Source organism: Amycolatopsis sp. NBC_01286 (genome assembly GCF_035982555.1).
GTDB lineage: Bacteria > Actinomycetota > Actinomycetes > Mycobacteriales > Pseudonocardiaceae > Amycolatopsis.
In genome coordinates, this window is the sequence record NZ_CP108428.1 from 3,176,956 (window position 1) to 3,202,579 (window position 25,624).

Here is a 25,624-nt window from a genome sequence, read left to right on the forward strand (position 1 = left end):
CTGTCGGCTTTTCGGGGCCGGCGCGGAGAATTCGCGTCAACCCGGCGGTGACTGATCCGGTGCGCTTTGTTACCGTGTCGCCACCGCGAGGGCGTGTGGCCCGCGCGAGAACCGTCTTCGCGGACGACCGGCGGGTGCTTCGCTCGGGGTGAGCAGACCCCACCCGGTCGCTCACGGCGACGACGGGCGGACCGCGCCCCCTGGCGGCCCGGCCGGAGTTCCATTCACGACCCCGCACCAGCGGATCGGGACCGATGGTGCGGGGTCGTGTCATGTCCGGCGGAAGCCGCAGGCCCGGCGCGCCCCGGCAGCGGAATCCGCAGAGTGACGAAGTTCCTGGTGACCGGCCTGTGGCCGTCCCGACTGGGTGGTACAGGTCCGCCTGCCGTCACGGTAAGTTGAATTTTCCGACGAGGGAGACGTCGGACAACCGTGATCCCCGGGGAGGTGGGCGCGAGCGTGGCCGAAACCCGCTTCCAGCTGCTCGGGCCCGTCCAGCTCTTCGCCGGCGACGTCCCGGTGCCCATCGGCGGCCCCGGCGTCCGGGGGCTGCTCGCGCTGCTGGCCCTCCAGCCCGGCAAGGTCGTCGCGCTCGACGACATCATCGACGCGCTCTGGGGCCACGACCCGCCCGCGACGGCCCGGACCATCATCCACGGCAACGTCTCCCACCTGCGGCGCGTTCTGCGGGACATCGAGAGCGACGCCGCCATCCTCACCACCCCGCCCGGCTACCGGCTGGTGGCCGAGCCCGGGCAGATCGACGCCCACCGGGCGCGCACGCTGCTGGACCGCGCGTCCGTGGCGAACCCCGAAACGGCGGCCGCGCTGCTGGCCGAGGCGCTCGCGTTGTGGCAGGGCCCGGTGCTCGGCGGGGTGCCCGAGTCCGTGCGGGCGCCCGAGCTGGCGGAGCTGCGCCGGGCCGTGCACGGCGCTCGCGTCGACGCGGACCTGAACCTGGGCCGGCACGCCGAGCTGATCGTCGAACTGAGCCCGCTCGCCGATCCCCTGGAGGAGCGGACCGCGGGGCAGCTGATGCGGGCGCTCTACCACGCCGGGCGCCGCGGGGCCGCGCTCGAGCTGTACCGGACCGTCTCCCGCGCCACCGTCGGCACCCTGGGCGTCGAACCCGGTGCCGAGCTGCGCTGGCTCCACGAGCGCGTGCTCAACGACGACCTCCCGGCACCGGCGGAAGGGCCCGCGAAGGCGATTTCCCAGCTGCCCGCCGCGGTGCCGAGCCTGGCCGGGCGCGCCGGCGAACTCGACTGGCTCGACGCGCTGGTCACCCGCGTCGAGGCCGGGGAGACCACGATCGCCGTGGTCACCGGGACCGCCGGCGTCGGCAAGAGCACGCTGGTCGTCTGGTGGGCCCACCGCGTCGCGGCGCGGTTCCCGGACGGCGTCCTGTTCGCCTCGCTGCGCGGCTTCGACCCGCACCACCCGCCGCTGGAGCCCGCCGAGCTGCTGACGCAGTTCCTGCTCGGCCTCGGCGTCGAAACCGCGCAGGTCCCGGAGCTGCTGCACGAGCGCGTCGCGCTGTACCGGTCACTGATCGCCGGGCGCCGGATGCTCGTGCTGCTCGACGATGCCCGCACGGCCGAGCAGGTGCGTCCGCTGCTGCCGCCGAGCGCGCGCACGATGACCGTGGTGACGAGCCGGTCGCGCCTCGACGGGCTCGCCGTGTCGAACGCGGCCAAGCAGCGCGTGCTCGGCACGCTCGCCCCCGGCGACGCCGTCCGGCTGATCGAGGAGCTGGCCGGCCCGGCCGAGCACAACCACACGCTCGCGCGGCTCTGCGGTTACCTCCCGCTCGCGCTGCGGATCGCCGGCGCCCGCCTGTCGGCGAGCCCGCAGCGCACCGCGGCGGAGCTCGTCGACGAGCTCGGCAACGAGCGCACACGGCTGGCCGGGCTGCAGGTCGACGGCGCCGAAGACGGGGTGCGCGCGGCCTTCGACGTCTCCTTCCGCGGCCTGCCCGGCGAGATCGCCGAGACGTTCCTGCAGCTGGGCGGGGTGCCCGGGGTGATGGTCGGGCCGCACCTGATGGCCGCCGTCGCGCAGATCCCGGTGGCCGAGGCCCGCCGCCGGCTGCGGGCACTGGCCGCGCACAACCTCATCGAAGAGACCGCCCGCGACGTCTTCGCCCCGCACGACCTCGTCTGGCTCTACCTGCGCGAGCTGGCGGAGCAGGAGCTCGACGAGAAGGAGCGCGACGAGACGCTCGGCTGGACGGTCCGCTACTACCAGGCGGTGGCCGACCGGGCGCGGCGCCGGCTCGCCCGCGTCGTCGATCCGCTCGACTTCTCGGGCGTGCTGGCCGAAGACGTGATGCCGCCACTGCGGGGCTTCGCCGAGGCGCAGGACTGGTTCGGTGCCGAGTGGCCGAACCTGCTGGCGGTGCTCGACGCCGCGTACGCCGCGGGCCGCTACGACGACGTCTGGCGGCTGGCCCTGCTCGGGCACACCTACCGCGTCGCGTGCCCGCTGCTCGACGAGTGGACGCGGATGGCCGAGCTCGGCGTCGCCGCCGCCGTGGCCGCGGGGGACGTCGCCGGGCAGTGCTGGCTGCGGCTCACCCGGTGCGAGATCGCGCTGACCTTCGAGCTGCCGGGCGCCGGGCTCGCCGATGCCGAGCGGGCGCGGGAGCTGGCCGCCGGGCTCGCCGACGACCGGCTCGCCACCGCGGCCGACCTGCAGCTCGGCCGCGCGCTGAGCCGGCTCGGCGAGCACGACCGGGCCGTCGAGCGGCTGCGCACGGTCATCGCGGCGGCCGACGGCGATCCCGTGCTGCTCGGGCAGGCGCTCAGCAGCTCCGCGGCGGCGGAACAGCGGGCGGGCCGCTTCCCCGACGCGATCGCCCACCAGCTCGCCGCGCTGCGGATCGACCGCGAGCTGGGCGACGACGACCGGGTCGTCCGCTCGCTGGACGACCTGGCCGCGCTGAGCCTGCGGGCCGGGGACCAGCCGGCGGCCGAGCGCTACGTCCGCGAGGCGATCGACCTCGCGATCAGCCGGGAGTTCGTCGCGCGCGAAGGCGCGTTGCGGCTGACATTGGGCCGGGTCCTGCGGGCGAAAGGCGATCCGGCCGGCGCCCGTGAGCAGCTCGCGATGTCCGTGCGCATTTACGAACGCGTCCACCCGAAGCTCGTCGGCGAAGTCCGCGCCGAACTCGCTGAACTGCAGTGACGATTCGGCAGGCTGTTGCGAACGGGTCACGGCCGCCCGGTGACCGGGGAATCCTTAGTGGATTCTTAGTGCCCGCGTCCGCCGTCCGCGTAGGTTCGGCGGTGCCGGTGGAGCCCTGGGGAGGGGCAGGCTGTGAAGCCGGTGCCAGGCCCCATCAGGAGCACGGGGGAAACCCCGGCGGGGCCGGGAGCCGCCAGGAGCGGCTCGTGGCGGCCCGGCCGGCCGAGATGGGGGTAGGCCGGCCGGTCGCCAGGCGGGTGCCGCCGATCAGCCCACGTTGGCCGTGCAGAGCGCGATGCTCGTCCCGCTGTTCTCCGCGACCTTCTTGCCGTCGACGAGAATGGCGCACCCGATATCGTTGTATGAATTCGAATTGCGCGTGTCCGCGGTGAGCGTCAAAAGATAAGAACCATTGTTGTACGAAGCCTGGCCCTGCCACGCGTCGGTGCTCGCGGGCGCGGTTTCGGTGCGCTGGTCGCTGAGGCTGCCGTAGCGCACGGTCGCGCCGCCGGCGGAGGTCACCTGGAAGACCACAGCGTGCTTGTCGCCGGCCGCCGCGGGCATGTGCAGCCCGGAGCTGCCGCCGCCGAGGAAGGTCGAGTAGACCAGCATCCCGCCGGTCGAGAGCAGCGCCACGACGGAGACGACGACGGCGGTGATCGCCAGCCCGCGGCCGCCCACGGTCCCCTTCTTGACCTGGACCACCCCGAGGACGCCCAGGACCAGCCCGATCGCGCCCAGGGGCCACGCGACGAACCCGATGTCCGGGACGAAAGCGACGGCCAGGGCCGCGATCCCGAGGAGCAGGCCGACGATCGCCAGGATGTTCCGGGCGGGTTTCGCATTCGCTTGACGACGCTCAGTGGCCGTCACCGGCGGCGCCGGCCTGCTGCCGTGGCGCGCGGTGGTCGGCGGGTACTGCGGGTCGGTCATCATGCCTGCCCCTTCGGCTGGGAGTGCGACGACGTTAACCCATAAGTGTGGCCCAGAACGAAATTGTTACATTCTGGAAAAAGTCATTGTCCCACCATTTTGCGCCGGGTATCGGTATTTCCTGACCTCGCGCGCAGGGTGTGGCCCGGTGATCAATGGGAAGAATATCGGAGTTCCCACTGTTCGATGCGATCTTCCGCGACCTCACGGCCGGTATCGTAAATTCGGTACGAACATCCCGGCACCGCCGTGAGGCCTACGACGAGTGGCGGGTCGGTCGCGGAGTGCAGGCCGGATATCGGACTTCTCAGTCGAAAAGACTCACTTCGGGAGTGATCTCGAGGAGCTCGAACACCGGCCGGCCGCGGCGGCCGTCGATCGTGGTCGTGCGCACGACCCGCAGCCGGGCGGTCACCGGGTGGTCGAGGTTCTCCTTGATCTCGTCGAGCAGGTCCTCGGCCACGGCGCCCTGGATGGTCCCGCCCGACTCGCGGTCGAGGTAGAAGATCCGCCGCCGGGTGCGGACGCCGTCGAGCCGCCCGCGCACCGTCTCGTAGCCGACGGCCTCGCGGGACTCCCGGAGGCTGCCCTGCAGGATCCGCGCCTGCTCGGTCGTCATGCTGCGGGTGACCTGCTCGCCGGCGGTCGGCGTCAGCGCCATCCCGATGCCGGCGTTCTTCGCCACGGCGTTGACGATGTCGCTCACGGCGTTGCGGACGGTGTCGCGCTGCAGCAGCACGGCGTCGAGCGCGCCGTCGTCCGAGCCGTTGGCCGGCAGGAAGTCGCACAGCTCCTTCACGGCCCGCTCGGACAGCGTCTCGATGCCGTCCACGATCAGCGCGTCGTCGGCGACGTCGAGCTCGGGGAAGCCGAAGAAGATCGCGTTGCCGGCCTGGCCGCGCTGGATCAGCGGCGCCTTGTCCCGGTCGGCCTGCTGGACGATGGTGACCTCGCCCGAGGGGTTCCGGATGATGTGCCCGATCTTGGCCGTCGCGTCCTGCAGCGCCCGGCTGATGTCGGAGAAGGTGTAGGCGTCGATGTGCTGCTCGCCGATCACGGACACGTGCAGCAGCGGAGAGCGGGACGTCCGCTCGAACTTGGCGTTCGCGGCCATCGCCGACGCGCGCGCCAGGTCGTCCAGCCAGGTGCCGCCCGGGATCTCGTCGGCGATGCGCCGGAACTCGTTCCTCACCAGATCATCTCCGGGTAGCCCTTGCCGCCTGCGGCCCAGACCTCGGCCCAGGTGTCCTCGTCGCCGGGGCGGCACAGGAAGCCGTCCAGCATGCCCCCGACCGGCTGCACCTGGTCCAGGTACATCGCGGGCTGCCCGACGATCACGCCGCGCAGGGTCAGCAGGCCGTACAGCGCCGACCGGCCTTCGTCGTCGAGCCGCTTCAGCGCGCCCCACTCGTCCGGGATGAGGACGACGTCGAGGCCGCGCGGCGGGTGCGCGGTGCGCGTGACCAGCTCGCCGCCGATCCACGCGCGCCCCGACGGCATGATCCGGCGGGCCACGCCGAGGTAGCTGTTGAGCGCGCTGAAGAGGATCTCGCGCTCGTTCTGGTGCGGGGCGTCGAAGACCAGGCGCTCGTAGACGTCGGCGAGGTCGCCGGCGTGCCGGCCCGGCGGCAGAACCTGCTGGGGCGTCCAATGGGGGAGCGCCACGCCACCCCCTTCTCAGCCTCGCTCACAGTGCGTAGCCGAATTTACCAGGATGGGTGTCAGGCACCGCGCCCAGGCTGGTGCGGGGCCTGCGGCCACTGGTGGGTGGCGTCGGGCAGGTCGTCCGCTTCGGGCCAGACCGGTTCCTCTTCGGCGGGCCAGTACTCGTCCTGCGCCCCGCGTTGCGGCGGCAGCGGCAGGTGTCCTTCCCGGTGCCCGGCGGGCTCGGGGGTGTCCTCGTCGTAGCGGGACTCCTCCGTCGGCTGGAAGTTCGCGGCGGGGATGAACTGCGTCTGCTCGGCTTCATCGCGGGGCGTGGGCTCGTAGTACGGCTCGGGTTCCCGCGTGGGCTCCGGCGCGGTGTGCTGGGTGCGCAGAACGAGCCACGCGGAGACCGCACCGAGGGCGAAGGCGACGATCAGCCACAGCCAGATCTGCCCGAACAGCCACACCATCTGTTCACACCCCTTCAGACGACGGTGATCTCGACGCGCCGGTCCTCTTCGCCACCGGCGGCGGGCCGGGTGTCACCCAGCCCCCGCGACGTCACACGCCCGGCGGTCAGCCCGTTCGACGTGAGGATCCGCGCGACGGCCCGGGCACGGTCCCGGGAGAGTTTCAGAGCAGCGCTCTCGCCACCGGGCCCACGGGCGACGTGCCCGGTGACGCGGTACCGAAAGGTCGCGGGCGACTTGGCGAGCGCGACGGCGACGCCCTTGGCGGCCTGCTCACCTTCGGGAGTGAGCCGAGCGGTGTTCGGCACGAAGGCGATGGGCGCCTCGGCGAGCATCCGATCGATCTCGGCCTGCACGCCGGCTTTGTCGGTTGGAGGCGGTGCTGGGCTTGTGGTCGTTGTTGGGCTTGGCTGTGTTGTCTTTGTCGGGCTGGGACTCGGGGTCGGGGTAGGGGCCACGGGGATGACGTCGCCGGAGATCTGCGCGGCCCGGACACCATCGACGTTCTGGACGACATCGAGGGCGCGCAAGGCCTTGTCGGGCGGAAAGCCGCTGAGGGTGGCATCCCGGCCGTCGAAGCTGACGGAGCCCGCGGGAAGCCCCGCGGCGGCGAGCGCGTCCTGGGACTTCGTGGTGAGGTCGCGCTGGATGCTCCCGGCCAGCGCCCAGGTCACGACCCCCGCCAGCAGCGCCGTGACCAGCACCGCGATCGGGATCAACCGGATCCAGCCACGCCCACCGGACATGAAGCGACTGTAAGCCGGACGACGCGGCTTGGCGACCTGGGAGAGCCGTCCGTCCACAGTTTGTCCCCAGCCGGGTCGACATGTGGACAACTCGGGTTGTGGTGATCGTCCGGACACGTTCTGTCGGATCCCCCCGTTACGCTGGAGACGGGCGGCCCCCCTTGGGAGTGGTGGGGTATGTCTGTTGGGTCACCAGGGGGCGGTTTTCGCAGGTTGGTGGGGGTGGTGGGCGCGGAGCGCGAGCGGAGCCGGGCGGAGCGAAGGAGCGGAGCGAGTGGGCGGAGCGCGAGCCGGCGGAGCCTGGTGCAGCGGAGCGAGCCTGGTGCAGCGGGTGGGCGGAGCGCAGCGGTGTGGGCGAGCTGAGCGGGCGGAGCTGAGCGGAACCTGGCGCAGCGGAGCTGAGCGAAGCAGAACCCGGCACAGCGGGCTGGCGGAGTCTGGCGCAGCAGAGCGCAGCGCAACGGGCGGAACTGAGCGGGGCGAGTGAGCGAAGCGAGCCTGGCGGAGCAGTCGGGTTCGGCGGGGCTTGGAGCCAGGCGATCCTTCGGCCGTCAGACAGCTCGGCGGACTTGAGGTGGGCGGGCAGCCGGAGCCCCGATGGTCCTGGGCCGTGTCGGGTGCCCACAGACATGCGCCGCTAGGACCGGCGCGAGATCGGTAGAGAGATCAGCCGCGAGGCGGGCAGCGAGATCAGCCGCAGGGCGGCAGCGGAACAACCGCAGACCGGCAAGCAGAACTAACCACAGAGCCGCAGGCAGCAGGACAAATCGCAGGGCAGACCCCCCAGCCCGACAGCAACCAGCCGAGAGGCGCGAAGACCCCCGACGTGAAACCCCAACCTCAGCTGGCCTGCTGCTGTTGCTGAGCGTTCTCCGCCGCTTCGAGAACCTCGATCGGCACCAACGGCGCCAGCTGCGGCCGCTTCGGGGACAGGCCGTCCCCCATCGACTCGCCTCGTAGCTGGCGGCGGATCCACGGCAGCAGGTGCACCTTCGTCCACGCCAGGTCCGACCTGCGTGAGTCGATCCAGCGGCTCGGGGTGTCCTCCGATGGCCACGGCTCGCGCCAGTCGCTGGCCACCGGGATGCCCAGGACCTCCGCCGACTTCAGGGCGATGCGGCGGTGGGCTTCCGGGGAGAAGTGGAGGCGGTCGTCGCTCCAGGCTCGGCGGTCGTGTAGCGGGCCCATTGTCCACAAGTCGACCATGCGGGCTCCGTGGCGCTCCGCGATCGCCCACAGGTGCGTGTTGTAGATCGCCACCTTGCCGCGCAGCACCGACATCACCGACAGCACCTTGGTGTCCGGGCCGTTGAAGATCAGTACCGGGATGCCGGCCTCGCGCAGCTTCGCGACGCCCTCCTCGAACCGCTCGACGACCGCTTCGACGTCGGCGCCCGGGACGATGATGTCGTTGCCGCCGGCGCAGAGCGTGACCAGGTCGGGCTTCAGCTCCAGCGCGATCGGCAGCTGCTCGTCCATGATCTCGTCGAGCATCTTGCCCCGCAGGGACAGGTTCGCGTACCGGAAGTCGGACCGATCGGCCGCCAGGATCTCGGCGAGCCGATCGGCCCAGCCCCGGAACGAACCGTCCGGCAACGCGTCGTTGAGCCCCTCGGTGAAGCTGTCACCGAGCGCCACATAGCTGTCGAATCCGTACACGTTGGGTCCCCTTCCCGTCCTGCGACCGACCCACCCCGACATATAGTTGTACACCCCAACTAACGAATCGGGCCGCACCCCCACGATGCGCCCACCGCCACCGCGGGTTCAGCCAGCGGTAACAGTGTCTTATCTTGTCGGCCTTCCGCGCTTCTGTATTACGCAGTCTTCACCTTCGGTATGCCGTGAAACAGCACACTCGGAGTTAAAACCGGCACCCGATGTGGCGAAGATCTCCCCGGCCGGGGCGTTCCGGGGCTGATCCGGCAGGCTGGACACGTGTCCGAACAACCCCGCGAGTCGCTCGCGCAGATCCTCGGCGGCCGCCGGGGTGCGCTCGACGCCAGCATCCCGCCGGTCGGTTTCGTCGTGGGCTGGCTCGCGGCCGGCCAGTCCATCGCCTGGGGGGCGGGCGCCGCCATCGCGGTCGCCGTCGCGCTCGGGGTCTTCCGGTACGCCCGCGGCGGCAAGATCCGCGCGATCGTGGTCAGCCTCGCCGCCGTCGTCGCGGCCGCGCTGATCGCCCTCCACACCGGCCGCGCCCAGGACTTCTTCCTGCTGCAGCTGATGTCCAATGTGGCCAGCGCGCTGCTCTGGGCGGCCAGCATCGTGGTCCGCTGGCCGCTGCTCGGCGTCGTCGTGGGCCTGGTGCTGGGCCAGAAGACGCGCTGGCGCCGCGACCCCGTCCTGCTCAAGGCCTACTCGAGGGCGAGCTGGGTGTGGGTGTTCGGCCAGTACGTGCTGCGCGTCGTCGTCTACGGCCTGCTGTGGTGGTCCGGCCAGGTGATCGCGCTCGGCGTGGCCCGCACGGTGCTGTCGTGGCCGCTGGTCGCGCTGACCGTCGCGGTCAGTGGCTGGGTGCTCTACCGCGCGTTGCCGCCGGAGCACCCCGGCCTGCGCTTGACCCCCGAAACCCGGCCGGAGGACGTACCCGGGGCATAAGGCGGCCCCCGGCGAGGGGGGAGGGTCCGGGGGCCACTGCCTACGGTACCCGGCCTACCCGGGTTCAGTCGACGTTTTCACGTCTTCGCGCCGCGTTTTGCTCATTTTCCCAGGAGCGCGGGTCTCGGCGCCCCCTCGCCGAAGGCGTCGACGGCGGCCAGCCAGGCCGCCCCGAGCACCCCATCGGAGCTGGTCAGCACCTCGAGACCGGTCAATCCACGCCGCACGAGCGCCCCGACCGGGCTGGTCCCGGTGAGCACCGAGCCGACGAGGACGACCGGGGTCGACTCGCCGGGCTCGCGCGCGGCGAGGGCGTTCGCGACCAGCAGCCCGGCCCCGCGGGCCACGATTTCGCCCGCCGCGGGCTCGCCGGTGTCGTGCGCCGCGCTCACCAAGGGGGCGAACCGGGCCAGCCGCACCGGCGCCTCCGCGTTGGCGTTCGTGATCAACGCCCGGGACGCGGCGAGCCGCTCGGCGTCGGTCCGGACGTCCACACCGGACGGTCCGAGCGCTTCGGCGAGCACCGCCGAGGGGAGGCCGTCGAGTGACGACCCGCGCCCGAGTGCCTCCAAAGTGGACCGGACGGCTTCCCGGCCGAGCCAGAACGCCGACCCCTCGTCACCGAGCAGCCAGCCGTAGCCGCCCGCGGTGCCGGCCAGCCGCCGCTTCCGGATCCGGCCCGCGATCGAGCCGGTGCCGGCGACGAGCACGGTCCCGTCCGGCGCGGCGGTCGCGGACGCGTACGCCACTTCCGCGTCGGCGACCGTACGCACGACGCCGGTGAGCCCGATCCGGGCCCACGCCGCGTCGAACACGGCCGCGATCGCCGGGTCGCTCAGCTTGCTGACCCCGGCCATGCCGACGACGCACGCGCGCACGCCGCCGGGGTCGCGCCCGCCGAGGGCCGCGGTGATCGCGTCGGCGATCCGGCCCGCGGCCACCTCGGGCGCGTGCGCGTTGGGGTTGGCGCCGTCGCCGCGCCCGGTACCCAGCACGACGCCGGCGGCGTCGACCAGTGCGGCCCTGGTCGACGTGCCGCCGGCGTCCACGCCGACAGCGAAGGTCACCGGGTCTTGGTCACCTTCAGCAGGCCGCGCGGGCTGTCCGGGTCGCCGCCGCGGGCCAGCGACAGGCCGAGCGCGAGCCGCTGGAGCGGCAGGATCTCCAGGATCGGCGCCAGCTCCTCGACGGTCGGCGCGACGTCGATGCGCAGCGCCGCGGGCACCTCGGAGGCGGCCGAGCCGACGGCGAGGACGTCCGCGCCGCGCTTGCCGACGGCCTCGAGGACCTCGTGCATCGCCTGGCCGCCGTGCCCGGCGCTGGTCACCGCGAGCACGGCGGTCTCGCCGTTCACCGCCGCGACCGGGCCGTGCAGCAGGTCCGCGCCGCTGTACGCGCGAGCGGCGAGGTAGCTGGTCTCGGCCAGCTTGAGCGCGCCTTCGAGCGCGGACGCGTAGGAGTAGCCGCGGCCGGTCGTGAGGACGCGGTCCACGAAGCGGTAGCGGTCGACCGCGCGCTGAACGCCCTCGACGGAGCCGTCGAGGGTCTGCTGGGCCAGCTCGCCGATTTTCTCGGCGTCGGCCGCCTTGCCGCCGCGCACCGCGTCGATCAGCAGGTACAGCGCCATCAGGGTGGCGGAGTACGTCTTGGTCGCGGCGACGGCCTTCTCGACACCGGCGCCGATGTCGATGCCGAGCTCCGACGCCGCGCGCAGCGGCGACTCGGGCGTGTTGGTGACGGACACGGTCAGCGCGCCCTGGCGCCGGGCCGTCTCGGTCACCTCGATCAGGTCAGGTGAGCCGCCGCTCTGGCTGACCGTGACGAACAGCACGTCCCGCAAATCGGGCCGCGCGCCGTACAGCGTCGCCGTAGACGGGGAGACAAGACCAGCCGGAAGGCCGAGCATTACCTCGATCAGGTACTTCGCATACAACGCTGCGTGGTCACTCGATCCACGCGCGGCGAGCAAAGCGAAGCGCGGGGGGCGTTGTGAGATCTTTTCCGCCACCCCGGCGATTTCCGCCTGACGCTCGACCAGTCCGGCCAAGACGTCCGGCTGCTGGGCGATCTCCGCGGCCATGTGCTCGCCGGGCCGTTGTTCGGTCATCATTTTCCTCTCCACCTCCGGCATTATGTACCGGACTCAGGCGGCGTCGGTCAGGTCTAGACCAATCTTAGTAGGGCGGCGCGTTTGGGGAAAAGGGTACGTTTCTTACGGGGACGTGGCGTGTTATGAGGGAAGACATAGGGAGTCGGGCATGTTGGACACCACCACCGCGGGCGAGGCGGGTGCCGTCGCCGGGATGCGCGGTCAGCGAGAGCCCAAGTACTGGGCACTGAAACAGCACCTGCTGGACCTGCTCGACGTGCTGCCGCCCGGGTCGCCGATCCCGACGGAACGCGCGCTCGCCGGGGAGTTCACGGTCTCCCGCACCACCGTGCGCCAGGCGCTGGCCGACCTCACCGCCGAGGGCCGGCTGCACCGTGTGCAGGGAAAAGGCACCTTCGCGGCCGAGCCGAAGCTCGCTCAGCGGCTGCAGTTGTCCTCCTACACCGAGGACATGCGCAAGCAGGGCCTGAAGCCGTCGTCCAAGCTCCTGGAAGTCGAGGAGCTCCCGGTCGAGGGCGATCTGGCGAAACTGCTCGGAATCCGGACGGGGGCGAAAATTCTTCGCCTTCGACGGCTTCGACTGGCGGATTCCCAGCCGATGGCACTGGAGACGACGCACCTGCCGCTCGGCCGCTTCCGCGGCTTGCGCAAGCACGTCTCGGCGGGCGCGTCGTTGTACGCCGTTCTGCGCGAGCACTACGGCGTCGAACTGGAACGCGCGGAGGAGACGATCGAGACGTCGCTCGCCGGGCCGCAGGAAGCGGAGATGCTCGGGGCGGACGTCGGCATGCCGGTGCTGATGCTGACACGGCACTCGTTCGCCACCGACGGCAAGCCGGTGGAGTTCGCCCGCGCGATCTACCGGGGGGACCGCTACAAGTTCGTCACGACGCTGATGCCGTAGGGCCAGGTTGACGGGGGTCTTCGGGCACGGTGGAGTGTGCTGGTGACAGCCACCGAAGACACCGGGATCCGGTGGGGGACGCACGCCGCGCGCGGCGTGCTCGCCACGACCATCCTCGGCTCCGGCATGGCGATGCTCGACGGCACGATCGTCAACGTCGCCCTGCCCCGCATCGGCACCGAGCTGGGGGCGTCCGTCGCCGGGCTCCAGTGGATCCTCGACGGCTACATGCTGGCGCTCGCCGCGCTCATCCTGGTCGCCGGCTCGCTCGGCGACCGGTACGGCCGGCGCCGCATGTACCTCATCGGCGTCGTCTGGTTCGGCGTCGCGTCCGGGCTCTGCGCCGCCGCGACGTCGACCGAGATGCTCGTCGCGACGCGCATCCTGCAGGGCATCGGCGGCGCGCTCCTGACGCCCGGGTCGCTGGCGATCCTCCAGTCGTCCTTCGCGCACGACGCGCGCGCCCGCGCGATCGGCGCGTGGTCCGGCCTCGGCGGCATCGCGGCCGCCGCCGGGCCGCTGCTCGGCGGGCTGCTGGTCCAGCTGTGGTCGTGGCGGCTGGCGTTCCTGATCAACGTGCCGATCGCGGTCGCCGTCGTCTTCATGGCGCGCAAGTTCGTGCCCGAGTCGCGGGACGAGGAAGCGACCGGGCACCCGGACTTCGGCGCCGCCGCGCTCGGCGCGATCGGCCTCGCCGGGATCACCGGCGCGCTGGTCGAGGCGCCGGGACGCGGCATCGGCGACCCGATCGTGCTGGTCGCGGGTGTGCTGGGGATCGCGGGGCTGGCCGCGTTCGTGTTCGTCCAGCACCGCTCGCGGGAGCCGCTGGTGCCGCCGTCGCTGTTCCGCGACCGGACGTTCACCCTGTCCAACGCGCTGACCTTCGCCATGTACGCGGCGCTCGGCGGCGTGCTGATGCTGCTGGTCATGCAGCTGCAGGTCTCGCTCGGCTACTCGCCGACCGCGGCCGGCCTGTCCGGCCTGCCGCTCACGGTGATCATGCTGCTGCTCTCGGGCCGCTCGGGTGCGCTCGCGCAGCGCATCGGCCCGCGGACGCAGCTGGTGGTCGGGCCGATCGTCGTCGGCATCGGGATGCTGCTGATGCTGCGCATCGCGCCCGGCGCGTCCTACCTCGGGGCCGTGCTGCCCGCGGTCGTCGTGTTCGGGCTGGGCCTGGCGACCGTGGTGGCCCCGGTGACCGCGACGGTGCTCGCCGCGGCCCCGGACCGCTACGCCGGCGTCGCGTCGGGCGTCAACAACGCGATCGCCCGCTCCGGCGGCCTGCTGGCGGTGGCGGTGCTGCCCGCCGCGGCCGGGCTGACCGGCGAGGCGTACAACGACCCGGTCGCGCTGACCGCGGGCTGGCGGACGGCGTTGATCATCTGCGCGGTCCTGGCCATCGCCGGCGGGCTGATCGCGCTCGGCATCCACAACGGCGTCCTCGCGCCGCCGACTCCCGCGCCCGCGCCGCCGGCCGCGGACGAGTCGTCCCACCCGGACGAGGCGCCGCACCTGGGCGAGTGCTTCAGCTGCGGGGTCGAGGGCCCGCCGACGCACGTGCGCCGGGGGACCCCCGCCTGACTCAGGCCAGGATCTCCGCGAACAGCGCCGGGTCGACGTTGCCGCCGGAGACGATCGCCACCGTTCGGCCGGTGGGCAGCTCGGCCGCGTGGTGCAGGTAGGCCGCCGTCGTCACCGCGCCGCTGGGCTCGGCGACCAGGCGGGCCTTTTGCGCCAGCGTCCGGACGGCGTCGCGGATCTCGTCCTCGGTGACCGTGACCATGACGTCAACGACCTTCGTGAGGTGCGCGAACGTCAGCTCGGACGGCTGGGCGCGCAGGCCGTCGGCGATCGTGCGGGCGCGGTCGGCCATCGGCCAGTCGACCTGGCGGCCCAGCCGCAGGCCTTCGGTCGCGTCGCCGGCCAGCGCGGGCTCGACGCCGATGACCCGCGCCCGCGGGCAGCGCGCCTTGATCGCGGTGCCGACGCCGGCGGCGAGCCCGCCGCCGCTCACCGGCACCAGCACGACGTCGACGTCCGGCAGGTCTTCGGCGATCTCCAGGCCCGCGGTGCCCTGCCCGGCGATGATCGCCGCGTGGTCGTAGGGCGGGACGAGGGTCAGCCCGCGTTCGGCGGCCAGTTCGTGCGCTTTGGCCTCGTGTTCGCCGATCGGCACCTCGATCACCTCGGCGCCGTACGAGCGGGTGGCCTCGACCTTGATCCGCGGCGCGACGTCCGGCACGACGATCACCGCGGGCACGCCGTACCGCTGCGCCGCGTACGCGACGGCCTGCGCGTGGTTGCCGCTCGAGTAGGCGATGACGCCGCGGGCGCGCGTCGCGTCGTCGAGGGTGCCGATCGCGTTGAACGCGCCGCGCACCTTGAACGCGCCGATCGGTTGCAGGCTCTCGGGTTTGAGCCACAAGGACTCGCGCGGGTCCCACGTTTGGAGCAACAGCGGCGTGCGCACGGCGACACCTTCGACGCGCTTCGCGGCCGCCTCGATGTCGGAGATCGTGACCAGTTCCATGTGCCGAGTATGTCAAGAAACCGTTCGGTTTACACTGTCCATAGTGGACGGTCAACGTGGCGCTCCTCACGCTGCGGCAACGAGGGGAGTTTCCCGCGCGCCTTACACGTTGGACAGGGGAGAAGACTTACTACCGGATCGGGATCATGAGCAAGGAGAACGCAGCGACTTCCGAAACGAAGGAAGCGAAGTCAGGACTGCGCATCGCGCAGGTGATGGCGGCGGCGCTCGCGGCGGTGACGGCGGCGCTGCTGGGGTCGACGCTCGGCGTGGCGGGCACGGTGGCCGGCGCGGGCGTGGCGAGCGTGATCACCACGGTCGGCGGCGAGGTGTACCTGCGCTCACTGCAGCGCACGCGAGCGGCCGCGTCGAAGGCCCGCCAGCTGGCGACGTCGGGCATCCGCCGCCGAGGCGGCGCCGAGGTGCCCTTGGCCGAGCAACCCACGGTCCGGCTGAAGCGCCCGGACGACCTGCCCACGGACGGTCCGGACGACGAGCCGGGCAGGCTGCGAAAACTGCGCTGGCCACTGATCATCGGCACGAGTGTGGTGGCGTTCGCGGTGGCAATCCTGGCGATGGTCAGCGTGGACGCGGCCACGGGCGGCAAGGTAGCGGGCGGCACGGGAGCGGGCATCGGCAAGATCTTCGGCAGCGGCTCGGGCCCCTCGACCCCGACCCCGTCGACGACGCCCTCGACCTCGACGAACGACACCCAGGACTCACCGACGGACACGTCGTCGACGACGACGCAGTCGAACACCCCACCGACGACCTCGTCGGACACACCGACCACCACCCCGACAACGCCGAGCACGACCTCCCAGAAGCCGACAACCTCGGCGGCACCCCCGACCAGCCAGGGCGCGGCGTCCACCCCGACCCCGTAAAGCCGTGAAGGACTCCTTACCGGCCATAAGAGCCGGTAAGGAGTCCTTCACGGACTTCAGCGTCAGAGCAGGTGGGAGCGCAGTTCGCGGGCTGCCGCAGCCGGGTCCTCCGCCTCCGTGATCGCCCGGACCACCACGATCCGCGACCCTCCCGCCGTCAGGACCTCCGGCAAGCGCGGGACGTCGATGCCGCCGATGGCGAACCACGGCCGGGACACCGCGGCGGCGGCCGTGGAACGGACCAGGTCCAGGCCCGGCGCCGAGCGACCCGGCTTCGTCGGCGTCGGCCAGCAGGGGCCCGTGCAGAAGTAGTCCACACCCGGCTCGGAAGCAGCGGCCGCAGCCTGCGAGACCGAGTGCGTCGAGCGGCCGATCACGACGTCGTCGCCCACGATGCGGCGGGCCAAGGGGACCGGGATGTCGTCCTGGCCCAGGTGGAGGACGTCCGCGCCGACCGCCAGGGCCACGTCCGCCCGGTCGTTCACCGAGAGCAGTGCTCCGTGACGCTCGCACGCCTCCGCCAGCACCTCCAGCGCCGCGATCTCGCCGGCGGCTTCCAACGCGCCGGTCTTGTCGCGCAGCTGGATGATGTCGACGCCGCCGGACAGGGCCGCGTCGGCGAACGCGGCGAGGTCGCCGCGGGTCGTTCGGGCGTCCGTGCACAGGTACAGGCGCGCGGTGTCGAGGCGGGCGCGGATCTTGTCACCGGAGAGGGCGGGCATAGCGGCGACCGTACCTGGCCGGTTACCGGTCCGGCCAAAAGCAGGCCGGCCATCGAGCGGTACGTGCCGTTGCCTCGAAAGCCATCCGGCCGTGGCTGTGGTTGGACTGGTAACGACCGGCGCAGTAGGGTGGCCGAGTCCGCACGGGAGCCCGAGGCACGGGCTGAGAGGGAGCTGCCGCTCCGACCGTGGAACCTGATCCGGGTCATGCCGGCGCAGGGAGCGTGATCCCATGACGAACACCTTGGCCGTGGTCGGTGCCGGCGTGATCGGCCTGTCCGCGGCGTGGCGCGCGGCCGCGAAAGGTCACGCGGTCACCGTTTACGACCCCGAACCCGTGCGCGGCGGCGCGTCCTGGCTGGCCGGTGGCATGCTCGCCCCGGTCACCGAGGCCTGGCCGGGCGAGGAAGACGTCCTCGCCCTCGGCGAAGAGTCCCTCCGCCGGTGGCCCGGCTTCGCGGCCGACCTCAAGCAAGAGGGCGTCGACCCCGGGCTCGCCGAGCACGGGACGCTCGTCGTCGCCTTCGACAGCGCCGACGCCGGGCACCTCGACATCCTCGCCGGCCACCTGAAGTCCCTCGGCCGCGCGGCCGAACGCCTCACCGGGCGCGAGGCCAAGCGGCTCGAACCCGGCGTCGGGTCCGTCCGAAGTGGACTCCACGTGCCCGGCGACCTGGCCGTGGACAACCGGAAACTGCTCAACGCGCTGTACGCGGCCTGCGTCAACCGCCAGGTCCGGTTCGTCCGCGAACGCGTCGAAACGATCCCGGACGCCGACGCCGTCGTGCTCGCCGCCGGCGCCTGGACCGGGCGGCTGCACCCGCGGCTCGCCGACGCCGTCCGCCCGCTCAAGGGCGAGATCCTCCGCCTCAAACCGCGCCGCGGCTGCCTGCCGCCGCCGACGCGGACCGTCCGCGCCGTCGTCGAAGGCCGGCCGATCTACCTCGTCCCGCGCGGCGACCAGGAGCTCGTCCTCGGCGCGACGCAGTACGAAGCGGGCTTCGACCAGGCCGTCACCGCGCGCGGTGTCCGCGAGCTGATCGAGGGCGCCGAGCGCGTCTTCCCGGCGATCACCGAGTACGAGCTGGTCGAGACGGCCGCGGGCCTGCGCGCCGGCAGCCGCGACGCGCTGCCGTACCTCGGCGTCCTGGACGACGGCGTCTACGCCGCGACCGGGCACCACCGCAACGGCCTGCTGCTGGCCCCCGTGACCGCGGCCGCCGTGGTCGCCTGGCTCGAAGGTGAGAAGCCGCCCGAAGGCGTCGAAGCGGCTTCACCCGCCCGCCTGCACCAGAAGGAGCACGTGTGATGGAGATCAAGCTCAACGGCAAGTGGACGGAGTTCCCGGACGACGCGACCGTCGCCGACGTCCTCGACGCCACCGGCGGGCAACGGCCCGGCATCGCCGTCGCGGTCGACGGCGTGGTCGTCCGGCGCGGCGACTGGGCCGCCACCGCCGTCCCCAAGGGCGCGGCGCTCGACGTGCTCACCGCCGTCCAGGGAGGCTGAAGTGGACGAAGCACCGCTCGTCATCGGCACGCACAAGCTGTCGTCACGGCTGATCATCGGCACCGGCGGCGCGGCGAACCTCGCCGTGCTCGAACGGGCGCTGGTCGCGTCCGGCACCGAGCTGACCACCGTCGCCATGCGCCGCGCCGACGCCGAGGGCGGCTCCGGCGTCCTGGAACTGCTCCGGCGCCTCGGGATCGAGCTGCTGCCGAACACCGCGGGCTGCCGCACCGCCGCCGAAGCCGTGCTCACCGCGCGGCTGGCGCGCGAGGCGCTCGGTACCGATCTGATCAAGCTCGAAGTCCACGCGGACGACCGGACGCTGCTCCCGGACCCCGTCGAAACCCTCGACGCGGCCGAGCAGCTGGCCGCCGACGGGTTCACCGTGTTCGTCTACACGAACGACGACCCGGTGCTCGCGCTGCGCCTGGAGGAGGCCGGCTGCGCCGCCGTGATGCCGCTGGGCGCGCCGATCGGCACCGGCCTCGGGATCCGGAATCCGCACAACATCGAGCTGATCGTCTCGCGAGCAGGCGTCCCGGTGATCCTCGACGCCGGAATCGGCACCGCGTCGGACGCCACCCTGGCGATGGAGCTCGGCTGCGACGCCGTCCTGCTGTCCACCGCGGTCACCCGGGCCAGCGATCCCGAGCGGATGGCCGCGGCGATGCGGTCGGCCGTCGTCGCCGGACGGCTGGCCCGCGGCGCGGGGCGGGTGCCGCAGCGCTTCTGGGCGCAGGCGTCGAGCCCGCCGCGGTGAACCGGAGCGCCTTAACACCGAACCCGCACCGCCAACCCGTAAGGTAGACGGAACTTTCCGGCGCACCCGCGCACGGGTGAGGGCAGAAGGAGCCAGCCGTGACCACATCGGTTCAGGACACCTCGGGCAGGTTGTACCTCGCCGTGGGCAGGCTGTCCCGGTCACTGCGCCAGGCCGGTGTGCCGGGCCCCGGCCACGGCGCGATCTCCGCGCTCGCGACCCTGGTCCACGCCGGCCAGCTGCGCCTCGGCGACCTCGCGGCCAAGGAGGGTGTCGCGGCGGCGACCATGTCGCGGATCATCGCTTCCCTGGTCGAGGCCGGGTACGTCAGCCGCGAGTCCGACCCGGTCGACCGGCGGGCGTGGCTGGCGAAGGCCACCGAAGAGGGCGAGCGGCTCGTGTCCGGCGTCCGGTCGACGCGCGTACAGGAGCTGAACCGGCGGCTCGACAAGCTGTCGCCGGAGCACCGCGAGGCGCTGACCACGGCGCTCCCGGCGCTCGAAGCGCTGATCGCCGACGAAGACCGCTAAGCGGCGTTCTGCCGCAGCTCGGCCAGCTCCGCGCGCAGGGCGCGGAGCTCTTCGAGGATTTCGCGGTTCGCTTCGGCCTGCGTCGCGGCCTGCTTCGCCTCTTCTTCGCGGATGTCCTGGCGCAGCTCGTCCTCCATGCCGCTGACCACGACGGCGATGAAGAGGTTCAGCACCGCGAAGCTGGACACGAGGATGTAGACGACGAAGAAGATCCAGGCCATCGGCGCCTGCTGCATGATCTCCTTCGCGATGTCCGGCCACGCCTCGCCGGTCATCACCTGGAACAACGTGAACAACGACGTCCCGAGGTCGCCGAAGTTCTCCGGCGAGATCACGCCGAACAGCTTGGTCGCCATCACGCCGGCGACGAAGATGATCAGCCCGAGCAACGCGGCGATCGACGCCATCCCGGGGATCGCCGCGAGCAGCCCGGAGACGACCTTGCGCATCGACGGGACGACGGAGATCAGCCGCAGCACCCGGAGCACGCGCAGCGACCGCAGCACCGCGAACGGCCCGGTCGCCGGGATCACCGCGATGCCGACGACCAGCAGGTCGAAGACGTTCCAGTTGTCACGGAAGAACGCGCCGCGGTAGGCGTAGAACTTCGCCAGCAGCTCGGCGACGAAGATGCCGAGCGCGATGTGGTCGAGGGTGTGCAGGAGGCCGCCGTAGCCGTCGATCAGCGACGTCGACGTCTCCATGCCGAGGGTGACCGCGTTGAACACGATCACCGCGATGATGAAGTTCTGGAAGCGGCGGTCCTCGAGGAACCTCGCGACCCGTTCGCGCCCGGTCAAGGCCGTCCCCCGTTGTAGTCAAGGATCAGTAAACGAGGAAAGGGTAACCGGACGGGTACTCAGCGCTCTTCGGGTGCCAGCCGCCAGAAGGCCGGGGCCGGTGTGGTCCGGGCGCCCGCGCGGTGCCGTGTCGCGCGGGCGCCCGGCGACCGGTTTGCCAGGGTGCCGGCACAGGCCGCAGGAAGGGTGCGGCCGCGGCGGGGTGACCCGTGATCTTCGGGGGCCGGTTGCCGGACAGCCTGATTCGGTCGCCCCAGCGGAGGGTCCGTGCGCGAATGGCGGCGACCGGCGGGTCTTCGGGCGCAAGTCGTGACGGGTACTCAGCGTTCTTCGGGTGCCAGCCGCCAGAAGGCCGAGACCGGGCCGACCTTGGCGCCCATCGGGTAGGCGTGCTCGACCGCCTGGGAGACGAACCACTTGCCGTAGCGGGCCGCTTCCACCACCGACATGCCCTTCGCCAGGCCTGCCGTCAGCGCCGACGCCATCGTGTCGCCCGCGCCGTGCGTGTGCTGGGTCGGGTAGCGCTCGCCCGGCAGCTCCACGAACGTCGAGCCGTCGAAGAGGAGGTCGACGCACTCCGGGTCCGCCTGCAGGTGGCCGCTCTTGACCAGGACGTAGCGCGGGCCCATCCGGTGCAGCACCACCGCCGCGGTGTGCATGCCCTCGCGGTCCTTCACCGTCATCCCGGTCAGCAGCCGGACCTCGTCGAGGTTCGGGGTGAGCACCGTCGCGCGCGGCAGGAGCTCGTCGCGCAGGGCGCGCAGGCCGGCGTCGTCGAACAGCGGGTGGCCGTGCATCGAGGCCGCGACCGGGTCGACGACGAACGGGATCTTCTCGTCGCGGCCGATCTCCGCCTTGTCGCACGCGGCCGCGACGGCGTCGATGATCTCCGCGGACGCGAGCATGCCCGTCTTGGCCGCGCCGACGCCCATGTCCGCCGCGACGGCCTCGATCTGCCCGGCCACGATGTGCGGCGGCAGGTCGGCGCGGTCGTGCACGCCCAGGGTGTTCTGCACCGTGACGGCCGTGACCGCGACCAGGCCGTGGACGCCGCAGGTCAGGAACGTGCGCAGATCCGCTTGCAGACCGGCGGCGCCGCCGGAGTCCGAACCGGCGATGGTCAACGCGGTGGGCGGGCTCGTGGTCATTCTCTTCCCGACTTCTGGTCTAGGCCAATCGGCCGCTTTTGCTTCATCAACAGGCCACCACGGTGGCACATTGTGTGGGCTACTCACCAGTTCACGGGCGAAGGAGCCTGGATGAAGCTCTTCTCGGTGGTACTCCTCACGGCCGCTCTCACGTTCTCCGGGGCGACCGCCGCCAACGCGGACGGCCCGAAGCTCTCCCACGTCACGACGGTCGGCGTGCACAACACGTACGACCCGGCGGCCTACGACTACCTGGCCAGGGCGCTCGACGCCGGCTCGTCGCTGATCGAGCTCGACGTCTGGCCGGACTTCTTCACCCACGAGTGGAAGGTCAGCCACTCGAACCCGTTGGGGAACAGCAACAACTGCGTCGCGGCGACGTCGGCGGCGCAGCTGTACACCGGCGGGAAGAACAAGAACCTGGAGTACTGCCTCGACGACATCCGGATCTGGCTCGCGGCCCACCCGGGGCACACGCCGCTCACGCTCAAGCTCGAGATGAAGACCGGCTTCTCGGACAACACCGGCATGGGCCCGGACGAGCTGGACGCCACGTTCCGCGCGCACCTCGGCAGCGTCGCGTTCCGCCCGGGTGAGCTGCTCGGCAGCTACGGCACGCTCGACGACGCGGCCAAGGCGGACAACTGGCCGTCCGTGGACGCGCTGCGGGGCCGGGTGATCACCGAGATCATCCCGGGCACGGTCGAGGAGCAGAACCCGACCGACACGCTGAAGACCGACGTCGAGTACGGCCGCTACCTGCTCGGGCTCAAGAACGCCGGCCGGATCGGCGACGCCTACATCTTCCCGACCGTGCACGGCGCGGCCGGCGGTGACCCGCGGGACAAGTACACCGCCGACCTCAAGCCGTGGTTCGTGGTCTTCGACGGCGACGCGAACGCGTGGGTCACCCAGACCGGGCCGGGGTGGTACGACACCAACCACTACTACGTCGTGATGACCGACGGCCAGAACGTCGCGCCGGCCATCGACGCCCACAACCCGACGGTCGAGCAGGCCAACCAGCGCGTCGCCGACCTGGCGAAGCAGCACGCGTCGGTGATCACGTCCGACTGGACCGGGCTCACGACGGTGCTGCCCCAGGTGCTCGCCAGGGGTTAGACGGTCAGCACGAGCTTGCCGGACACCCGGCCGGACTCACCCAGCTCGTGCGCCTTCGCCGCGTCTTCCAGCGGGAAGGTCTGCTCGACGCGGACCTTCAGCTGACCGGCCTCGATCAGCTCGACGAGGCCGGTCAGCCCGCCGCGGTCGGGTTCGACGAGGATCCGTGCCGTCCGCACTTTCCGTTCGGCGGCAGCCTTTTCGACGCGATCGCCGACGCCGCTGGGCACGCCGATCAACAGTCCGCCTTCCTTGATCGCGGGCAGCCAGCGCAGGTCGCTCTCCTCGCCGACCAGTCCGAAGTGGACGTCCACATCGGACGCCGTCGCGGTTTCGTCGTGGTAGTCGATCGGCTCGTCGACGCCGAGTTCGCGCAGCAGGTCGTGCTTGCCCGCGCTGGCCGTGCCGAGCACGTACGCGCCGCGCGCCTTGGCGATCTGGACGGCGAGGTGCCCGACCCCGCCCGCGGCGGCGTCGACGAACACCCGCTGTCCGCTGTGGACGTTCGCGACGTCGACCAGGCCCTGCCAGGCGGTCAGCCCGGCCAGCGGCAGCGCGGCGGCCTCGGCGAACGAGAGTCCGGCGGGCTTGCGCACGAAGTGGCGCGAGGGCGCGGTGACGTACTCCGCGTAGGCGCTGGCCGGGCGCGGGAACCAGGGCATGCCGAGGACTTCGTCGCCCTGCCGGACGCCGGTGGCGCCGAAGCCGGTCTCCTCGACGACGCCGGCGACGTCCCAGCCGACGGTGAACGGCGGCTCGCCGAGGAACCCGCCGCCGGCGCGCACCTTCCAGTCGACCGGGTTGATCCCGGCGGCGTGCACGCGCACCAGGACCTCCGTGGGCCCGGGGACCGGCCGCGGTGCTTCGGTGACGGTCAGCACCTCCGGGCCGCCGAGTGCCTGCTGGGTCACGATGCGCATCTGTTCGCTCCTTCGTTCCGGGGTCGGCTCCTATACTCGGGTGGGTAGGCACTTTTCGCCAGAAGGCACTTCTTCGTAAAGTAGGTACCCGATGGAAACCACCTGCGACCAGGACGGACCCTGGGACGTCTACCTCCGCAGCTGCCCGTGCCGTGACGTGCTGGACCTGCTGGCCAACAAGTGGACGGCCCTGGTCCTGGGCGCGCTGGCCCGCGGCCCGCACCGCTTCGGCGAGCTGCGCCGCGCGGTCGACGGCGTCAGTCAGAAGATGCTGACCCAGAACCTGCGTCAGCTGGAGCGCGACGGCTTCCTGACGCGCACGGTCTACCCGACGACACCACCGTCGGTGGAGTACGCGCTCACGGACATGGGCGCCGAGGTCGGCGCGCACCTGATCGCGTTGAGCGCGTGGTCCCAGGCCAACTTCGGGCGGATCCGCTCGGCCCGCGAGTCCTACGACGGCCGGGAGCTGCAGCCGGTCCGCTGATGGCTCACCGGGTTTCGCCGCGCGTTCACCTCTTCGCCTTCGTGACTCCCTAACCTCCGGGTAACTCATCCGAACCAATTCCTGGAGGGTTCATGCGGAGACTGTTCTGCCTGGTCACGGCGTTGGTGGCGGCCGCGGGGCTGACCACCGGCGTGGCCGGGGGCGCGGCGAAGACGCCCAAGGTGCTGGTGATCGGGCTCGACGGCACGCGGTTCGACAAGCTCCTCGCCGCCGACACGCCGAACGTGCACGCGCTGGTCCAGCGCGGGTACTCGGCGCGGAGCTCGCTGTACGGCAGCGGGATGGCGCCGACGCTCAGCGGGCCCGGCTGGTCGTCGATCCTCACCGGCGTCTGGCCCGACAAGCACCTGGTGAAGGACAACGCGTTCACCGGCAACAACCTGGCCGCCTACCCGAGCTGGCTGGCGCGCGCCGAGACGGCGAACCCGGCGCTCGACACGTACGCCGCCGTCGACTGGAAGCCGATCGGCGACAAGATCCTGCGGACCGGTCAGGACCGCAAGTACGTCCTGGACGGTGACAGCGCCGGCTACGAGAACACGGACCCGCAGCTCGCCGCGGACGCCGAAAAGCACCTGAAGCAGGACAAGGCCGACGCGTCGTTCGTCTACTTCGGACAGACGGACGAGGCGGGCCACGCGCACGGCGCCGACTCGCCGGAGTACGCGGCGACCCTGCGCGCGGACGACGCGTACCTCGGCCGGCTGCTGACGGCGATCAGCGCACGACCCTCGTATTCGTCGGAAGACTGGCTGGTCATGCTGACGACCGACCACGGCCACACCGGCCCCGGCGGCCACGGTGGCGACAGCCCCGAGGAGCGCATGACGTTCGTGGTCGCGGCGGGCGGCGCGGTGCCGGCCGGAACACCCGCGGTGGCGCCGAAGATCGTCGACATCGCACCGACGGCGTTGCGGCACCTGGGAATCCCGCTTTCCCTGGACGGCTACGCGCTGGGCTCGCTTCCCGCGGATCCGTTCGACTCGGCGGTCTTGAAGCCGCGGGTGGACGAAACGGGCGTCCCGGCGTCGGTGCCCGGCTGGACGCACGACGCGCCGTCGGGCTGGACGGTCCGCAACGCGTCGGCCATGCCCGCGGGTGTCACGGAGTGGCAGGGCTGGGCGTTCACGACGGACGACTTCTGGACGCGCACCGCGCCCGGGCAGGAGCGGGAGGCGAACGTGCGCGCCCGGGGCGTCTTCGCGGTGGCGGACCCCGACGAGTGGGACGACAAGGGGTCGCCGTCTTCGTCGGGGACCTTCGACTCTTCCCTGGTGTCACCGGCGCTTGCGGTGACCGGTAAGTCCACAGTGGATGCCGGGTTCGTCTCGCACTACCGCCAGGACGGCACCCAGCGCGGCGCGCTGACGGTCTCCTTCGACGGCGGCGCGGAGCAGCCGGTCTTGTCGTACGGCCCGGAATCCTCTGCCGCGAACCGGGGCGGCGACGTCTTGTCCCAGCCGACGACGACATCGGTAGCGGTCCCGGCGGGCGCTCGTTCGGCCCGCTTCACGTGGCGCCTCTACGCGGCGGGCAACAACTGGTACTGGGCGATCGACGCCCCGCACCTGACGACCCGCTGACCCACGTC

The 25,624-nt window shown here is 71.9% G+C and carries 25 protein-coding genes and 1 riboswitch; of the genes, 12 read left to right on the top strand and 13 right to left on the bottom strand.

Translation table 11 applies throughout. The annotated features are described in order from the left end of the window. The first annotated feature begins 459 nt into the window (after positions 1 to 459). Positions 460 to 3,186, top strand: coding sequence for an AfsR/SARP family transcriptional regulator (locus tag OG570_RS15465; RefSeq protein ID WP_326957174.1), 2,727 nt, complete (start codon positions 460 to 462; stop codon positions 3,184 to 3,186). 267 nt (positions 3,187 to 3,453) lie between these two features. Here the strand turns inward: OG570_RS15465 and OG570_RS15470 are convergent, their stop codons facing one another. From OG570_RS15470 to OG570_RS15495, 6 genes are all read right to left on the bottom strand, one after another. After that, entirely contained in the window at positions 3,454 to 4,122 is a 669-nt protein-coding gene (locus OG570_RS15470; protein ID WP_326944765.1) for a DUF4190 domain-containing protein, read from the bottom strand. Positions 4,123 to 4,426: 304 nt separating this feature from the next. Further along, positions 4,427 to 5,311: a hypothetical protein gene (locus tag OG570_RS15475; RefSeq protein ID WP_247058625.1), complete on the bottom strand. Its 885-nt coding sequence runs from the start codon at positions 5,309 to 5,311 to the stop codon at positions 4,427 to 4,429. Further along, on the bottom strand, positions 5,308 to 5,784 hold the full coding sequence (locus tag OG570_RS15480; RefSeq protein ID WP_247058624.1) for a DUF6932 family protein: 477 nt from the start codon (positions 5,782 to 5,784) through the stop codon (positions 5,308 to 5,310). The genes OG570_RS15475 and OG570_RS15480 overlap by 4 nt, the downstream gene beginning before the upstream one ends. 56 nt (positions 5,785 to 5,840) lie before the next feature. Continuing rightward, entirely contained in the window at positions 5,841 to 6,236 is a 396-nt protein-coding gene (locus tag OG570_RS15485; protein ID WP_326957177.1) for a hypothetical protein, read from the bottom strand. 14 nt (positions 6,237 to 6,250) lie between these two features. Beyond that, positions 6,251 to 6,982, bottom strand: coding sequence for an OmpA family protein (locus OG570_RS15490; protein ID WP_326957179.1), 732 nt, complete (start codon positions 6,980 to 6,982; stop codon positions 6,251 to 6,253). Between the two features lie 840 nt (positions 6,983 to 7,822). Beyond that, positions 7,823 to 8,641: an SGNH/GDSL hydrolase family protein gene (locus tag OG570_RS15495; RefSeq protein WP_326957181.1), complete on the bottom strand. Its 819-nt coding sequence runs from the start codon at positions 8,639 to 8,641 to the stop codon at positions 7,823 to 7,825. Between the two features lie 279 nt (positions 8,642 to 8,920). Here OG570_RS15495 and OG570_RS15500 point away from each other — a divergent pair, with 279 nt between their 5' ends. Then, a complete protein-coding gene (locus OG570_RS15500) occupies positions 8,921 to 9,583 on the top strand; it encodes a DUF3159 domain-containing protein (RefSeq protein WP_247058620.1) in 663 nt (220 codons plus the stop codon). A gap of 101 nt (positions 9,584 to 9,684) precedes the next feature. Here OG570_RS15500 and OG570_RS15505 read toward each other — a convergent pair whose 3' ends face one another. Beyond that, positions 9,685 to 10,650 (bottom strand): N-acetylglucosamine kinase, encoded by a 966-nt coding sequence (locus OG570_RS15505; RefSeq protein WP_326957185.1) that lies wholly within the window; start codon positions 10,648 to 10,650, stop codon positions 9,685 to 9,687. Beyond that, positions 10,647 to 11,693: an SIS domain-containing protein gene (locus OG570_RS15510; RefSeq protein WP_326957187.1), complete on the bottom strand. Its 1,047-nt coding sequence runs from the start codon at positions 11,691 to 11,693 to the stop codon at positions 10,647 to 10,649. Before OG570_RS15510 ends, OG570_RS15505 begins: the two co-directional genes overlap by 4 nt. Before the next feature lie 148 nt (positions 11,694 to 11,841). Between OG570_RS15510 and OG570_RS15515 the strand changes: the two genes are divergently transcribed. Together OG570_RS15515 and OG570_RS15520 are read left to right on the top strand one after the other, a co-directional pair. Next, positions 11,842 to 12,597 (top strand): GntR family transcriptional regulator, encoded by a 756-nt coding sequence (locus tag OG570_RS15515; RefSeq protein ID WP_247058618.1) that lies wholly within the window; start codon positions 11,842 to 11,844, stop codon positions 12,595 to 12,597. A gap of 42 nt (positions 12,598 to 12,639) precedes the next feature. Then, the gene (locus tag OG570_RS15520) at positions 12,640 to 14,178 is read left to right on the top strand and encodes an MFS transporter (RefSeq protein WP_326944759.1); all 1,539 of its coding nucleotides are present in this window, start codon (positions 12,640 to 12,642) and stop codon (positions 14,176 to 14,178) included. 1 nt (position 14,179) lies between these two features. Here OG570_RS15520 and OG570_RS15525 read toward each other — a convergent pair whose 3' ends face one another. After that, positions 14,180 to 15,127, bottom strand: coding sequence for a threonine ammonia-lyase (locus tag OG570_RS15525; protein WP_326957189.1), 948 nt, complete (start codon positions 15,125 to 15,127; stop codon positions 14,180 to 14,182). Between the two features lie 146 nt (positions 15,128 to 15,273). Here OG570_RS15525 and OG570_RS15530 point away from each other — a divergent pair, with 146 nt between their 5' ends. Then, positions 15,274 to 16,014, top strand: a complete 741-nt coding sequence (locus tag OG570_RS15530; protein ID WP_326944757.1) for a hypothetical protein — start codon at positions 15,274 to 15,276, stop codon at positions 16,012 to 16,014. 62 nt (positions 16,015 to 16,076) lie between these two features. On the opposite strand, the gene thiE is transcribed toward OG570_RS15530, so the two are convergent. Then, positions 16,077 to 16,736 carry a thiamine phosphate synthase gene (gene thiE / locus OG570_RS15535; protein ID WP_326944756.1) on the bottom strand — a complete coding sequence of 220 codons (660 nt, stop codon included), beginning with the start codon at positions 16,734 to 16,736 and terminating at the stop codon, positions 16,077 to 16,079. A gap of 133 nt (positions 16,737 to 16,869) precedes the next feature. Next, positions 16,870 to 16,975, top strand: a riboswitch (TPP riboswitch). On the opposite strand from thiE, the gene thiO reads away from it, so the two are divergent. The 4 genes from thiO to OG570_RS15555 all read left to right on the top strand — a co-directional run bounded on the left by thiO (position 16,969) and on the right by OG570_RS15555 (position 19,535). Beyond that, positions 16,969 to 18,045, top strand: coding sequence for a glycine oxidase ThiO (gene thiO, locus OG570_RS15540; RefSeq protein ID WP_326957191.1), 1,077 nt, complete (start codon positions 16,969 to 16,971; stop codon positions 18,043 to 18,045). (Overlaps the previous riboswitch by 7 nt.) Beyond that, entirely contained in the window at positions 18,045 to 18,245 is a 201-nt protein-coding gene (gene thiS / locus OG570_RS15545; RefSeq protein WP_326957193.1) for a sulfur carrier protein ThiS, read from the top strand. The genes thiO and thiS overlap by 1 nt, the downstream gene beginning before the upstream one ends. A 1-nt stretch (position 18,246) precedes the next feature. After that, entirely contained in the window at positions 18,247 to 19,005 is a 759-nt protein-coding gene (locus tag OG570_RS15550) for a thiazole synthase (protein WP_326944754.1), read from the top strand. Between the two features lie 98 nt (positions 19,006 to 19,103). Beyond that, on the top strand, positions 19,104 to 19,535 hold the full coding sequence (locus tag OG570_RS15555) for a MarR family winged helix-turn-helix transcriptional regulator (protein WP_247058610.1): 432 nt from the start codon (positions 19,104 to 19,106) through the stop codon (positions 19,533 to 19,535). Here OG570_RS15555 and OG570_RS15560 read toward each other — a convergent pair. Beyond that, positions 19,532 to 20,335, bottom strand: a complete 804-nt coding sequence (locus tag OG570_RS15560) for an ion transporter (protein WP_247058609.1) — start codon at positions 20,333 to 20,335, stop codon at positions 19,532 to 19,534. The two genes, OG570_RS15555 and OG570_RS15560, sit on opposite strands and share 4 nt — an antisense overlap. A 320-nt stretch (positions 20,336 to 20,655) precedes the next feature. Beyond that, on the bottom strand, positions 20,656 to 21,483 hold the full coding sequence (thiD, locus tag OG570_RS15565; RefSeq protein ID WP_326944753.1) for a bifunctional hydroxymethylpyrimidine kinase/phosphomethylpyrimidine kinase: 828 nt from the start codon (positions 21,481 to 21,483) through the stop codon (positions 20,656 to 20,658). Between the two features lie 111 nt (positions 21,484 to 21,594). Between thiD and OG570_RS15570 the strand changes: the two genes are divergently transcribed. Then, the gene (locus OG570_RS15570) at positions 21,595 to 22,605 is read left to right on the top strand and encodes a phosphatidylinositol-specific phospholipase C domain-containing protein (RefSeq protein WP_326944752.1); all 1,011 of its coding nucleotides are present in this window, start codon (positions 21,595 to 21,597) and stop codon (positions 22,603 to 22,605) included. Here OG570_RS15570 and OG570_RS15575 read toward each other — a convergent pair. Then, complete coding sequence (locus OG570_RS15575; protein ID WP_326957195.1) at positions 22,602 to 23,525, bottom strand: NADP-dependent oxidoreductase; 924 nt, start codon at positions 23,523 to 23,525, stop codon at positions 22,602 to 22,604. The two genes, OG570_RS15570 and OG570_RS15575, sit on opposite strands and share 4 nt — an antisense overlap. Positions 23,526 to 23,616: 91 nt before the next feature. Here OG570_RS15575 and OG570_RS15580 point away from each other — a divergent pair, with 91 nt between their 5' ends. Both OG570_RS15580 and OG570_RS15585 read left to right on the top strand, forming a co-directional pair. Then, on the top strand, positions 23,617 to 24,012 hold the full coding sequence (locus tag OG570_RS15580) for a winged helix-turn-helix transcriptional regulator (RefSeq protein ID WP_247058605.1): 396 nt from the start codon (positions 23,617 to 23,619) through the stop codon (positions 24,010 to 24,012). A gap of 92 nt (positions 24,013 to 24,104) precedes the next feature. Continuing rightward, positions 24,105 to 25,616 (top strand): alkaline phosphatase family protein, encoded by a 1,512-nt coding sequence (locus OG570_RS15585; RefSeq protein WP_326957197.1) that lies wholly within the window; start codon positions 24,105 to 24,107, stop codon positions 25,614 to 25,616. The last annotated feature ends 8 nt before the right edge of the window (positions 25,617 to 25,624 follow it).